The sequence below is a fragment of the Enterococcus sp. AZ126 genome (assembly GCF_051714545.1).
GTDB lineage: Bacteria > Bacillota > Bacilli > Lactobacillales > Enterococcaceae > Enterococcus_L.
This window is the reverse complement of sequence record NZ_JBIOSB010000001.1, coordinates 918,351-932,292: the sequence shown is the minus strand read 5'-3', so window position 1 is coordinate 932,292 and position 13,942 is coordinate 918,351. Positions and strand designations below refer to the sequence as shown.

At 35.4% G+C, this 13,942-nt stretch carries 10 protein-coding genes and 1 pseudogene; all 11 read left to right on the top strand.

Annotation, left to right across the window (positions count from 1 at the left end; all coding sequences use genetic code 11):
• Nucleotides 1–70: 70 nt before the first annotated feature.
• The 11 genes and pseudogenes from IGI43_RS04590 to IGI43_RS04540 all read left to right on the top strand — a co-directional run bounded on the left by IGI43_RS04590 (nt 71) and on the right by IGI43_RS04540 (nt 13,796).
• Nucleotides 71–1,213 (top strand): glucose-1-phosphate adenylyltransferase, encoded by a 1,143-nt coding sequence (locus IGI43_RS04590; protein ID WP_438756650.1) that lies wholly within the window; start codon nt 71–73, stop codon nt 1,211–1,213.
• Complete coding sequence (gene glgD, locus IGI43_RS04585) at nt 1,203–2,354, top strand: glucose-1-phosphate adenylyltransferase subunit GlgD (protein ID WP_438756649.1); 1,152 nt, start codon at nt 1,203–1,205, stop codon at nt 2,352–2,354. The genes IGI43_RS04590 and glgD overlap by 11 nt, the downstream gene beginning before the upstream one ends.
• Nucleotides 2,354–3,784: a glycogen synthase GlgA gene (glgA, locus tag IGI43_RS04580; RefSeq protein WP_438758812.1), complete on the top strand. Its 1,431-nt coding sequence runs from the start codon at nt 2,354–2,356 to the stop codon at nt 3,782–3,784. The genes glgD and glgA overlap by 1 nt, the downstream gene beginning before the upstream one ends.
• Nucleotides 3,785–4,149: 365 nt before the next feature.
• A pseudogene (locus IGI43_RS04575) lies at nt 4,150–6,053 on the top strand (endonuclease MutS2).
• A gap of 327 nt (nt 6,054–6,380) precedes the next feature.
• Complete coding sequence (locus IGI43_RS04570) at nt 6,381–7,091, top strand: tRNA (adenine(22)-N(1))-methyltransferase (RefSeq protein WP_438756648.1); 711 nt, start codon at nt 6,381–6,383, stop codon at nt 7,089–7,091.
• Complete coding sequence (locus IGI43_RS04565) at nt 7,081–8,199, top strand: Nif3-like dinuclear metal center hexameric protein (RefSeq protein WP_438756647.1); 1,119 nt, start codon at nt 7,081–7,083, stop codon at nt 8,197–8,199. Before IGI43_RS04570 ends, IGI43_RS04565 begins: the two co-directional genes overlap by 11 nt.
• A 22-nt stretch (nt 8,200–8,221) precedes the next feature.
• Nucleotides 8,222–9,451 (top strand): peptidase T, encoded by a 1,230-nt coding sequence (gene pepT / locus IGI43_RS04560; RefSeq protein ID WP_438758811.1) that lies wholly within the window; start codon nt 8,222–8,224, stop codon nt 9,449–9,451.
• A 132-nt stretch (nt 9,452–9,583) separates the two neighbouring features.
• Nucleotides 9,584–10,486, top strand: coding sequence for a diacylglycerol/lipid kinase family protein (locus IGI43_RS04555; RefSeq protein WP_438758810.1), 903 nt, complete (start codon nt 9,584–9,586; stop codon nt 10,484–10,486).
• A 91-nt stretch (nt 10,487–10,577) separates the two neighbouring features.
• Nucleotides 10,578–10,856, top strand: a complete 279-nt coding sequence (locus IGI43_RS04550) for a DUF1294 domain-containing protein (protein ID WP_438756646.1) — start codon at nt 10,578–10,580, stop codon at nt 10,854–10,856.
• A gap of 30 nt (nt 10,857–10,886) precedes the next feature.
• Entirely contained in the window at nt 10,887–11,933 is a 1,047-nt protein-coding gene (locus IGI43_RS04545) for a lysylphosphatidylglycerol synthase transmembrane domain-containing protein (protein WP_438756645.1), read from the top strand.
• A 324-nt stretch (nt 11,934–12,257) separates the two neighbouring features.
• Complete coding sequence (locus tag IGI43_RS04540; protein WP_438756644.1) at nt 12,258–13,796, top strand: hypothetical protein; 1,539 nt, start codon at nt 12,258–12,260, stop codon at nt 13,794–13,796.
• Nucleotides 13,797–13,942: the final 146 nt, after the last annotated feature.

Genomic DNA, 13,942 nt, shown 5'->3' with positions numbered 1-13,942 from the left:
AAATCCTTGATTTTAAAGGAAAAAAATAGGCTTCTTGAAAGGGGGCAGGGTGGATTTTCACCCGTAATAGATGGGAACAGAAATGCTTGCAATGATTTTAGCTGGAGGACAAGGAACACGTCTAGGAAAGCTAACGAAGAATATCGCTAAACCTGCGGTACCTTTTGGTGGTAGATATCGAATTATTGATTTTACACTGAGTAATTGTATTAACTCTGGTATCAAAAAAGTCGGTGTCGTCACACAATATCAACCACTTTCGTTGAATAATCACATTGGAAATGGATCAAGCTGGGGATTAGATGGTATTGATTCTGGTGTGACGATTTTACAACCATATTCCAGTTCGGATGGGGAAAAATGGTTTGAAGGAACTGCTCATGCGATTTATCAAAATATTTCTTATATCGATCAGATGGATCCACAATATGTACTGATTTTATCTGGTGATCATGTTTATAAAATGAATTATGAAGCAATGCTTGAAGAACATATTGCCAATAATGCTTCATTGACCGTAGCCGTTCTTGAAGTCCCGCTTAAAGAAGCCTCACGTTTTGGTATTATGAACACTGACGAACATGATCGTATTATTGAGTTTGATGAAAAACCCGCAGAACCCAAGAGCAACTTAGCATCAATGGGGATTTATATATTTAATTGGGGGCGGTTACGAAGCGTATTGCTAAACAATTATTCAAAGGATGGTCAAATGCTTGATTTTGGAAAACATGTGATTCCATCTTATTTGGAAGCAGGCGAAAATGTGTATACCTATCGCTTTAATGGTTATTGGAAAGATGTTGGTACGATTGATTCGTTATGGGAAGCGAGCATGGAATTTATTAGTCTGGAAAATGAGTTGCATATGCGGGATAAAAGATGGCGTATATTTTCAAAAAACACTATTTCACCGCCACATTTTATTACTGAAACAGCATCTGTTAGTCATTCATTGGTGGTTGATGGCTGTTATGTAGCAGGAACAGTTAAAAACAGTATTCTTTCAACTGGTGTTCAAGTAAAGAAAGGCTCAACGATTGAAAGTAGTGTGATCATGCCGGGAGCTACGATTGGAAAAAATGTCAAAATCAAAAATGCGATTATCGGTGAGAATGCGATCATTGGGGATAATACAGTAGTCTATAAAGAAAATGATATTGAAGTAATCGGTTATTCTGAAGTGATAGGAGGAAAAAGCGATGATGACTAAAAAAATGTGTGCTATTTTAGGCAACGTCTCAAAGTTTAAAGGATTGATACCGTTGACAGAAGAGCGACCATTAGACACTTTACCTTTTGATTGTAAATATCGGTTGATCGATTTTCCTCTTTCAAGTATTGCTAATGCCAATATCAATTCAATTTTTATGGTGTTTAACGAAGGAGAAACGCGATCTGTCTTTGATCATATCGCTGGAGGGAAAGAGTGGAATTTAGATTCTCTGCAAAATAGTTATTTTGTCTATTTCTATCAAGATTTTTTAAAGAAAAAAGCACAAGGATTGCCTTATTACGCTGCGATCATCGATTATCTTGAGAAATCAGAATCTGAGTATACGGTTTTTATGGGCAGTAATATGCTCTGTTCTATTGACCTTCGAGCTGTTTTAAAAACGCATCAAAAACAACAAAACAATATGACTGTGGTGTACAAACAGATGGAATCCGAAAAATTATTAGGAAAAAATCGGATCATTCAAGTCAACCAAGCAGGCAATGTCGAAAAAGTTCAAACCTTTGATGAGGTTATAGAAAAAGAGGACCGATTAAATCTTTCTATGGATATCTTTATTGTTCAAACGGAATGGCTGATCGAGCAATTAACGATTGGTCAGATAAATAACAGTCCAACAAGTCTAATTGAATTTATGGGAGAAAAAATAACGCATACTCAAACGACGGCGTATGAATATAAAGGATATTCAAGTAGCATTAATGATGTTGTTTCTTATTATCAGGCGAATATGGATATGCTAGATGAAAAAAACTTCAATGCGTTGATGCATACAAAACAAAAGATTTACACAAAACGTAAAAACGAAGTGCCAACCTATTATTCAGAAAGTTCCAGTGTGAAAAATAGTCAATGTGCAACGGGGTGTATCATAGAAGGCAGTTTGGACAACAGTTTAGTCTCAAGGAGAACGACAATCAAACGTGGTGCTAAAGTTAAACAAGCGATTATCATGTCAAATGCACATATTGAAGAAGATGCCGTGATTGAATACGCTATATTGGACAAAAATGTCACAGTTAAAGCGGGTGTGAAAATTTCTGGTACAGCTCTAAATCCTATCGTAATAAGTAAAAATCATGTAGTGGAAGTAGATGTTATTGGAGGACATGAATGATGAATGTATTATATGCAGCCGCAGAATGTGCGCCTTTTTTTAAAACAGGTGGTTTAGGTGATGTAGCGGGTGCATTACCCAAAGAGTTAGCTAAAAAAGGAACAAAAATGTCTGTTGTTCTTCCATATTTCACTAAAATGCCTGAAGCGTTTAAAATACAGTGTGAAGACCTGACTGACTTTTATGTAGCAGTTGGGTGGAGACAGCAATATTGTGGTATCAAACGTTTCGTTATGAATGATCTAACGTATTATTTTATTGAGAATTCGTATTATTTTGATCGTGAAAATCTATATGGATATGATGACGACGGAGAACGTTTTGCCTTTTTTTCAAGTGCGATCGTTGAAATGTTAGAGAAGATAAACTATATACCTGATCTTATCCATATCAATGATTTTCATACAGCGATGATTCCGTTTTTATTGAAGGAAAAATACCAGTGGATTGAAGCATACCAAACGATCAATACGGTTTTGACCATTCATAATATTGAATTTCAAGGGATATATAGTCGAGAATTGTTGCCAGATTATTTTGGAATAGCTTTGGATAATTATAGTGCTGCTTATTTTAGAGAGGATCTCAATTATTTAAAGATGGGTATCTTGTATGCTGATCGGGTAAATACAGTTAGTCCATCCTACTCTGAAGAAATAAAAACACCCGATTTTGGTTTTGGTCTAGATGCTATTTTACGAACTGAGCAAGATAAATTAAGTGGGATTATAAATGGAATTGATTACGATATGAATAATCCGGAGACAGATCAATCGATTCCAGTCAATTTTTCGATAAATGAGCTATCAGGAAAAAAGAAAAACAAACAGGTCTTGCAAGAAAAAATGGGCTTGCCAATTCGTGAAGATGTACCGTTGATAGGAGTCGTTAGTCGTTTGACGGTTCAAAAAGGATTTCCTCTGATGCTAGAAGAATTAGCTAAATTACTGGAAAAAGATGTTCAATTAGTATTACTTGGAACTGGTGATCCTGGAATCGAGAATTCCTTCAACCATTTTTCTCAACAGTACGAGACTAAATTTAAAGCGAATATTACGTTTGACGTTGATTTGGCGCAATTGATTTATGCCGGCTCAGATTTGTTCCTGATGCCGTCTGCAACCGAACCATGTGGATTGTCACAAATGATTGCGATGCGTTATGGGACGTTGCCGATCGTCCATGAAATTGGTGGACTCAAAGATACTGTAACGCCATTCAACCCAGTCACAAAAGAAGGAACGGGCTTTGGTTTTTCTGAGTTTAGTTCATATTATTTACTCTATAGTACTAATATGGCGATCGATCTATATTTTAAGGAACCTAAAACCTGGGAGCATTTGATGAAAACCGCCATGACACAGGATTTTAGCTGGGAAAAATCAAGTCAGTTATACTTGCATCTATATCAAGAGTTGGTACGATTGTAACTGCATTTATTGACCGATTAAAAAAAATGAAGTATACTCTTAACGAGAAATGAATAGCCAAAGAAAGCCATAGAGGTGTTTTTGTGAGTGTAAGTATCTAACTAAAGGAAATGAATAGCTGAAGAATAAACAACCATTTTTCGATGGCTTCTTTAGCGTACCTATGTTGATACCTATCTTAACTCATATAAAATCACCTGATAGACTGTAGTATATCTATCTTTATTGATTGATTATTGAGGGATGAAGGGATGCTTCATCCCTTTTTTGTGTTCATTTAATCGATAAAACTATATTCAGTTAAAAGGAAATTCTTTGGCCTATTCAAAAAAGATAGGTATCTCTTAAAAGAGAAGGAGATACTAATGAATCAAGAAACATATAATAAAACGCAATTTAATACTATCAAAGAAAAACTGATGACTTACGCGATCAGTTACTATGGAAAAGAGCGAATCAAAGCATTACAGCCAAGTAGCCAACTAGAAGTGGTCAAGAAACGTTTACAAGAAACCTCAGAAGCAAAAGCGCTGCTCCAAGCGAACTTACATGTCCCCTTTATGGGCTTGAATGCTATCGAGCATCTGACAAAACAAGTAGAAAAAGGATTTATTTTAGAGCCAAATGAGTTAGTCAGCTATGCTGATTTCCTAAGAAGTAGCCGTCTGATTCAGTCATTTATGCAAAAAAATCAATTTATTGCCCCACTTTTAGCTAGATACAGTGATTCATTACAAATATTTTCCACTATTGAAGACGAAATCTATCATGTCATTCGCAATAATCAAGTAGAAAATGATGCCAGCCGTGAACTTCGCAAAATTCGTCGGGCTATTCAAGAGTGCGAAAAAGAAATTGAATTGAAATTGAACGCATTTCTTAGAAATGGACAAAATAAACCAAAAATTCAAGAAGCAATGGTTGTTAAGAAAAATGATCGTTATACAATACCGATCAAAGCAGCGTATAAAAATCAAATTGCAGGAATGATCATAGATACTTCATCAAAAGGAACGACTGTTTTTGTTGAACCCACAACAGTTACGAAATTGAATGATAAATTATATCAGCTGAGAATGGAAGAAGCGACAGAAGTTTATCAGATTTTAGCGACATTGACTGGTTTGATTTCAGAACAAATGACTTCGATCCACTCAAATGTGGAAGTCATTGCACAATACGATATGATAGTTGCTAAAGCGAAATTTAGTCGAGAAATCAATGGGATCGAACCAGGAATCAATCAAGAAGGAATCGTTGAATTTGTCAATGTGAAACATACTTTGTTAGGTGAGTCGGCTATTCCATTGAATCTATCATTAGGAAAAGATTACCGTGGTTTGACCATCACTGGACCAAATGCGGGAGGAAAAACGGTTGTGCTAAAAACCGTTGCCCTGATTTCGTTGCAAACGATGATCGGAGTCCAAATCATTGCTGATCAAGGCACAAACATTGCCATTTTTGACCAGATTTTTGTTGATATTGGGGATCAGCAAAGTATTGAGAATGCGCTAAGTACCTTTTCAGGCCACATGCATAATATTTCTGAGATTCTTGCTAAAACGAAACAAAACAGTTTGATTTTACTCGATGAAATCGGCAGTGGAACAGAACCAAATGAAGGAGCAGCATTAGCAATCGCGATTATGGAAGCTTTCTATAAAAAGGGCAGCATCATTATGACAACGACTCATTATGGAGAAATCAAACGTTTTTCTGAGGAACATGAAGACTTTCTGACCGCAGCAATGGCATTTGATACCGTAAATTTATCACCAAAATATCAACTAATATTAGGTGAAACTGGCGAAAGTAATGCCTTTTGGATTGCAAACAAAATGAACTTAGACCAGCATGTCGTTAAACAGGCCCAAAACTATTTACACGAGCGCAACTATTCAACTAAAAAAGAAACTTCTCTTCACAAAGTCAAAAAACAAAAAGAGCAAATCATTTTTCCAAATTATGAAAAAGGGGATCGAGTCTTTTGGACGGAGAAAAAGAAAACTGGCTTAATCTATGAAACGATGGAAATGACCGACGATGTAGTGATCTATGTCGAAAAAGAAAAAATAACCGTTCATAAACGTCAAATAAAACTAGAACGTAGTGCAACTGAGCTATATCCGCCAAATTATGATCTGAATTCTTTATTTGAAGACTATCATGACCGTAAAAGAAATCGTGATCTTGAACGAGGATCAAAAAAGCGCATAAGAAATTGAAAAAAGAAAGTCAAGAAAGACAAGCTAAAGAAAAGTCATAGAATAAGAGTTGAGTAGTTTTGATGAGCATACCCTTTTTTTATCGAATAGTCATGTATATGGGTGCGAAACAAAAGCAATTTTTCTGCTTATTTTCAAGCTTAAACGCTTCTGTACCAGCCTCATTCTATTAGAGTCAGAATGAAAAGCTAACTTTTAAAGGGAAATTTTGTATAGTGGATTACTAACAGGCAATCATTTTTCCTGTAAAAGACAGACTATTTGTTTTTAGTTCGCTATTATCATTTTATAAATAGAAAAAAATTCATTCTTTCAAAGTGTTCATCCCGATTTTTCAATGGTATAATAATGATGGAGGAATATGTCGAATGAATGAAACTCAATTATCAAAACGTCTAGCACGCGTGGGAGAATTAGTCCCTGAACAAAGCCGTTTAGCGGATATCGGTTCTGACCATGCCTATTTACCTGTAGCATTAGTTTTACAAAAGAAACTTGATTTTGCGATAGCAGGAGAAGTCGTAAAGGGTCCTTATGAAGCAGCAAAAAAACAAGTGAAAAAAAATGGTTTGACGGATCAAATCATTGTCCGTTTGGCGGATGGCTTAGATGCCGTAGAAGAAACAGATAAGATCACGGCCATCACGATTTGTGGGATGGGTGGTGTCTTGATACGTGATATTTTAGATGCTGGATGGAACAATCAGCGTCTTCAAGGTAATGAACGCTTAGTTTTACAACCAAATATTGGTGAAAAACCATTGCGTGATTGGTTGACCGTTCATGGTTATACTATTGTTGAAGAAGATATTTTAGAAGAAAATAATAAAATTTATGAAATCATTGTAGCTTCAAGGATTGAAAGTCGAATTGCTTATTCAGAAAAAGAAAGGCTTTTCGGTCCAATTCTAATGAAACAACAATCACCGATTTTTCGTGAAAAATGGCAAGGCGAATTGAAACAACGTGAAACTATTTTAGCTCAATTAGCCAAAGCTACTGGTGATCAACAAGGTAGAATCCAACAAATCGAAAAAGAAATCACTGAAATCAAGGAGGTCTTGTCAAATGAGTCTTGACGGCAACGTATTTATTGAACGCTTTGAAGCTTATTGTCCTCAGTGGTTAGCTGAAGAAGGGGACCCTGTAGGGTTACATGTCGGTACATTGAATAAAAAGTTAAATAGAGTGTTAGTAACATTAGATGTCCGTCCAGAAGTTGTGGCAGAAGCAATCGAAAAGCAAGTTGACTTGATTATTGCCAAACATCCACCAATTTTTCGACCATTGAGACGCTTAGACACGGATGATTTACAAACAAAAATGTACGCTGATTTATTAAAGCATGATATCGCCGTTTTTGCAGCCCATACCAACATGGATATTATTGAGAATGGTCTAAACGATTGGTTTTGTGAACTGTTAGGGATTCAAGATACAACTTATCTGACAAAAACGCATACGATTACTTATAAGAAACTAGCTGTTTTTGTCCCTGTAGATGATGCAGCAACTATGCGCAAAGTACTTGGACAAGCAGGCGCAGGCCACCAAGGAGATTATACGAATACAAGTTATTCATTGATTGGGACAGGCAGATTTACTCCAGGAGCGAATGCTGATCCTACAATAGGGACCATTGGTAAAGAAGAAGTTGTCCAAGAAGCAAAAATCGAAGTGATTTTTCCAGAAACAATCCAAGAAAAAGTCATTCAAGCAATGCTTTCAGCACATCCTTATGAAGAACCAGCCTATGATGTCTATCGAATAGAAAATATCACGAAAGAATATGGTTTGGGAAGGGTTGGTCACTTAAATAAAGCACTTCCTTTAAACGATTTTGTGTCTCAAATCAAAGAAACATTTGATTTGGATGGTTTGCGAATCGTAGCCGCAGACGAGACAAAACCGATTCAACGCGTTGCAATCTGTGGCGGTAGTGGCGAAAAATTTTTCCGTGATGCCATCAAAGCACAAGCAGATGTTTATATCACAGGGGATGTCTATTATCATACCGGACATGATATGCTGACAGAAGGCTTACCAGTGATCGATCCAGGGCATTATATCGAACAATTATGTAAACCCAAGTTGGTCGAGCTATTCAATCAATGGAAAAAAGATTATAATTGGACTATAGAATTTATCGAATCAGAGGTAAATACGAATCCATTTAAATTCAGATAAAGCAGAAAGAAGGAATTTAATGATGTATGAAAATTTATTGCCACGTTTTTTACGTTACGTAAAAACAGAAACACGCTCAAATCCTAAAAGTGAAACGACACCTTCAACGCAAACACAGGTTGCGTTTGCACAAACATTGAAAAAAGAGTTGGAAGAAATTGGCATGAGTGATGTAATCTATAATGAAACAAATGGTTTTGTTATCGCTACTTTGCCAAGTAACGTAGATAAAGAGGTTCGCTCGATCGGATTTATCGCTCATATGGATACAGCTGATTTCAATGCAGTGAATGTCAATCCGCAAATTATCGAAAACTATGATGGTGAATCAACAATCAAATTAGATAAAGAAGGCAAATTCACCCTAAATACAACAGATTTTCCTAATCTGAAAAACTATGCCGATCAAACGTTGATCACGACAGATGGTACAACGCTTTTAGGTGCAGATGATAAATCCGGAATTGCTGAAATCATGACAGCTATGGAAATTTTGATCAAAACGCCATCTATCAAACATGGTACGATTCGTGTCGCTTTTGGTCCTGACGAAGAAATCGGTGTTGGTGCGGATAAATTTGACGTAGAACAATTCAACGTTGATTTTGCTTACACGATGGATGGCGGTCCAGTAGGTGAATTACAATATGAGACGTTTAACGCAGCACAGGCAGAAGTGACGATCCAAGGGAAAAATGTACATCCTGGAACAGCGAAAAACACAATGATCAATGCTGTACAATTGGCAAACGATTTTCATAATCAACTGCCACAAGATGAAGTACCAGAGAAGACAGATGGGTATGAAGGATTTTTCCATTTAGCTCAAATGAGCGGAACACCAGAAGAGGCTCATATGACTTATATTATTCGTGATCACGATCATGAACGATTTGAAGCTAGAAAAGCACTGATTCTCAAAATTCAAGAAATCATCAATCAACCATTTGACCAAGAACGTGTGCAAATCGATTTATTTGATCAATACTACAATATGGGTGAAGTCATTGAAAAAGATATGAGCATTATTGAATTAGCAAAGAATGCAATGATTGAGCTTGAAATTGAACCAGTGATTGAACCTGTACGTGGCGGGACAGATGGTTCTAAGATTTCTTATCTAGGTATTCCAACACCTAATATTTTTGCTGGTGGCGAAAATATGCATGGGCGTTTTGAATTTGTTTCATTACAATCAATGGAAAAAGCAACAGATGTCATTGTAAAAATTGCAGAATCAAATGCTAAGTAACGTTTGTGATTATTTATAATTATAAATGTTGAAAAGGGGAAGTAATGTTACAACTAGTGACTTACTTCCTGTTTTTCTGTCAAGACTGGACGAGCTTGTGTCACTCTTAAATTGGAAGGAAACGTGATCGAAATGGAAAAAGTAATGATTCTTTTTAATCAAACATCTGGTCAGGATAAAGGAAAAGAATTAGCAGAGCAGTTTGTAGAGTATGCAAAAGATCATGGTCAGAGCGACACACAATTTTTATTAGAACAAGTGGGACCTGATTGTGATAGTAAAAAAACAGTTGAAAAAGCAAAGAGTGAAAAGATCGATACACTGATTTTTATTGGTGGAGATGGCACGATCAATCACAATGTAGAAGATTTCAAAGAAGAGTTGCCTCATTTAAATGTTGGCTTATTACCTGGTGGAACGGTCAATAATATGGCAAAAGTTTTGGGTATTCCAGTGAAATTTGAAGATGCGGCTGCTATTATTTTAGGTGGAGTAACCAAAAAAATAGATTATGGTATGATCAATCAAAAAGTGATCATAAGCACAATGACAATTGGTATTTTAGCAGATACAGCCGCTCGGATCAGTCAAGAAGACAAACAAAAATATGGGAAACTCATTTTTGTGAAAAATTTCTTCAAATTACTCGCTAAGAAAAAACGCTATCGTTTGGAAATAAAAACGGAAGATGAACAATGGCAAGGAAAAACACAATTGGTCACGGTGACAATGACCAATTCTGTCGGTGGTTATACGAATTTTGATGATTCGGCATCGCCAGATGATGGACTGTTTCATTTAACTATTTTACCTAAGCTAAACTTTTTCAAATTAGCGTTTTATCTTCCTAAAATTATTGTAGGTAAAATCTATGAACTTCCTGATATCAAATATATAACTGCTGCTGAAATAACGATCAAAAGCTTAAATGAAAAGAAAGTGGGGACTCGTGTAGACGGTGATCCTAGTGAGGATCTACCTGTTCAAATGAAAGTCATTAAACATGGTTTGAGTGTTTTTGTACCCGAATCTTAGTAGCAATTTTTATTAGATTGCCGAACGAACGTTACACAAGTTAGCCTTTCAAGGTAATCTATTGAAGGTATAAATTTTTGGAGGAAAATGAATGACAGGGTTGTTGAAATATTTACCGTTGGTATATTTGTTGATTGTAAATTTTTTTGAGTTTTTTGTGATGTACCTAGATAAACAGCGAGCTAAAAGAAAAAAATGGCGGGTTCCTGAATTTGATCTTTTATTTATAGGATTAATTGGAGGGGGAATCGGTGGTTTAGTAGCTCAGCAACTTTTTCATCACAAAACAAAAAAATTAAGCTTTTATTTTTTCTTTATCTTTGGTACACTTGTGGCTGTTGCTTTTATTTACTTTAGTTATAAGAGATAATCTTGAATACAAATTTAGTGGGGAGAAACTATGATAAGCAATTCTAAAACAAAAGTTTTTCTTAATATAGGTTTGCTGGCAATTATTATCGGCATAATCATCTACGTGATGGATAATTCACTTAGCGATATTTTTGCCCAATTAATGAATACTAGCTGGATTGTTGTGACATTAGTCGTCTTGTTAGGTATCATTTATCAAATCGTCGAAGGTCGTTCGATCAAAGAGATTGTTTCTCATTTTGAAGAAGACTTCAAAACAAAAGATGGCTTTTTCACATCATGTTATGTTGCCTTTTATCGTGTGATTTCATTTGGAACAGGGACACTGCTTTCTGAAATTTATTTTTATAGAAAAAAAGGTCTTGCGGTTTCTCAAGGTGTTGGCGTGACAGCGTTGCACATGATCATGTATAAACTTGCTGTTATTTTTCTGTCGATACTTGGATTGATTTTTCAGTTTTCTTTATTTTATTCTCATGCGCCAAAAATGATTCCATTTATTTTAGTCGGTGTTATCTTGACATTTGTGATTATTTTTTCACTATTGATTCTTTCAAGTAGTATCAGACTTCAACTGATTTTAATAAAATGGACGAATAAACACTTTAAGCGGAAAAAATTACGAGATTGGGTAGATAAATGCAATCTACAAATTTATTCTTTAAGAGAAACAGTTCAAACAATTACTAAAGACCGTTCAGCCATGATTCGAATTTTTTGCTGGAATGTAGCGAAGTTACTTTTTTGGTATGTGATTCCATATGTGGTATTAGTAGAGAATCATCCGAATATTGATTTTCTTTTGGTTCTTTCTTTTACTAGTTTTGCAGTTATTTTGTCGGGTGTATTTCCGACGCCTGCTGGAATTGGTCCATTTGAATTTGTTTATTTATTACTATTTAAACCGTTAGTTGGAACTATTGATGCAGTGTCATCTTTGTTGTTGTATCGCTTTGGCAGCTTTGTTTTACCATTTTTGATTGGATTTATATATGTCTTGATTCAAAAAAGACGAGAGATAAAATTAGGACTTCATGCTGTTAGAGAAGAGAAAAAAGAAGTAGTGGATAAGTAAAAAAACGTTAATGAACCGTTACTATTCGGATTCCTTAAGGCTAGGGTATAACTTGTAGAGTTATGTCTTAGCCTTTGTTTTTTTGCAATTATTTTTGATTTTTATTTTTATATTAAGTGATAAATATACGCTATTTTATCCGATGATTCTTTAGTTTATAAAGTTCAAAAGTGAAATTTGCCTGTTGTTTTTCTTTTAATTTCGTATATTTGTAAAAAAATGAGAACATTTTTTCATTTTTATAGGTATAATAGAGTATGAAGTCTGTTTTTTTTTCTAAAAAGATGATACGATTTACACAGGAAAAAAATTGAGGAAGTGAGAATGATTAGTAAGCGAAAACGTCAATCAGAAAAAGAAGAACGATCAACCTACCTTTGTAAAGAAGTTGATCCCGATTATCTTGGCCGTGAAATTTATGCCGATAATGTAGACACGCCGTATTCATTTTATCTAGTGCGAAAGTTAAACTTAGCAAAAGATTATCAAAACTTAGCTGAAGGAGAAGCGTTTTTTGACGCAATTTGCGATAGCTGGGATGAATCAGAGGAATTTGAAGCATTAGTCGTTAAAAAGATTTATATGTATGTTGAAACGGAAGTTATGTACTATACATTACTGATGGGAAGTTTTGAGCCGACTAGAAGAGATCTTCGCATAAACTTAAAGCAATGGTTTGAGGATATTACTCTTGAAAAAGAGGAGCGGTCGCTTGTTTCTCGAGGAGAATCAACATTGGAATCTGATGAAATACAAGGGATGATGAAGCAAATGCTTGAAACATCCAACGAGATTTTCCGCTTACGCAAAATGATCAGTGATTTAACAGAGACGATCAATCACGGGAAAATCGAAATGTATACACCAAAAAGTAATCCAATTATTTCTAGAAGCATCCAGACGATCCATCTTAAGAGAGCACAACCTTTAATGGTCGAAGAAGAAAAATCAGAAAAAGCATCAGTTGATACTTCTGATTTTGATGAAACTGAAACAATAGAAGATGAGCTGATCGATGAAGCTATGACAGAAGAATCTGTAGAATCAGAAATGCCAGAGGAAGTAGTCGAAGCAGAAGTAGTCGAAGAAAAAGTAGGAGAAGAAACAGAAAAAAAGTCGGAGCACGAATTGGCGAAAAAACCAATTCAAGACGATTTCCAAGCAGAAGAAGAACCTACAATTTCAGCAATCAAAAAGGTAGAAAATAATGTAGAATCAAAAAAAGAACGTTCGTCAATCGAGTTAAAACGTAAGCAAATCGAGATAGAAAAAGCGACTGAGATCGTTGAACCTGATACGAAGAAAGAAATAACACAGGAAAATACGAAATCTGAACCTGTAGATCTTACGTTTCTAGTCTTTAAGAAAAGAAAAACAAAAAAAGCGACGCCAAGCAACTGGCCACGATTTTCAAAACAATTAAAAGCTTGTAAAATCTTTGAAGCTCCTGCAAAAGTACCGAATTTTACTAAAAGTGAGATGGAGAACTTAGAAGATGAGATCTATTTGTGTTTTATGAATAAACGTATGCGATTAGGGAGTAAAAAGGCCGCAGTTCAAAAGAAAAGCGTTTTACGGTCTGATCTACTTGCACAAATCAGTCAAGCAGAATATTTGAATTATTCATGGGGGCAAGTATTAAGACAACGAAAAGAAGATGTCTTGATTTGCGGTCGTTTAAGTTGTGGTGGATTAGTCTCTTCCTTAGATGAGTTCCTGCAGGAAATGCGGGAAATTGCATACAGCCGTTCATTATTCGGCAAAAAAGTCCGTTGCTCGGTTGATTTACTGCGCCGTTTAGAAGGGTATATTTTAATGGATCAATATATGCAAAATCTAAGCTTAATGCCAGTTGAGAACTAATTAGAAGTAACAAAAAAATGATATATTTTACCAGACTGGTACGAAACGTAAATCGTTTTGTCTCAGTCTATTTTTTATAGTCTAATTAAAAACAATTTGAGAAATGATGCTACACAATAGTCAATACAATTAAGAGTAAGAAAAAC

Excerpts from the sequence above, each read along its gene's own strand:
- IGI43_RS04540 (WP_438756644.1), top strand. The coding sequence starts at position 12,258 with ATGATTAGTAAGCGAAAACGTCAATCAGAAAAAGAAGAACGATCAACC.
- IGI43_RS04550 (WP_438756646.1), top strand. The coding sequence starts at position 10,578 with ATGACAGGGTTGTTGAAATATTTACCGTTGGTATATTTGTTGATTGTA.
- glgD (WP_438756649.1), top strand. The coding sequence starts at position 1,203 with ATGATGACTAAAAAAATGTGTGCTATTTTAGGCAACGTCTCAAAGTTT.
- IGI43_RS04555 (WP_438758810.1), top strand. The coding sequence starts at position 9,584 with ATGGAAAAAGTAATGATTCTTTTTAATCAAACATCTGGTCAGGATAAA.
- glgA (WP_438758812.1), top strand. The coding sequence starts at position 2,354 with ATGAATGTATTATATGCAGCCGCAGAATGTGCGCCTTTTTTTAAAACA.
- pepT (WP_438758811.1), top strand. The coding sequence starts at position 8,222 with ATGTATGAAAATTTATTGCCACGTTTTTTACGTTACGTAAAAACAGAA.
- IGI43_RS04570 (WP_438756648.1), top strand. The coding sequence starts at position 6,381 with ATGAATGAAACTCAATTATCAAAACGTCTAGCACGCGTGGGAGAATTA.
- IGI43_RS04590 (WP_438756650.1), top strand. The coding sequence starts at position 71 with ATGGGAACAGAAATGCTTGCAATGATTTTAGCTGGAGGACAAGGAACA.
- IGI43_RS04545 (WP_438756645.1), top strand. The coding sequence starts at position 10,887 with ATGATAAGCAATTCTAAAACAAAAGTTTTTCTTAATATAGGTTTGCTG.
- IGI43_RS04565 (WP_438756647.1), top strand. The coding sequence starts at position 7,081 with ATGAGTCTTGACGGCAACGTATTTATTGAACGCTTTGAAGCTTATTGT.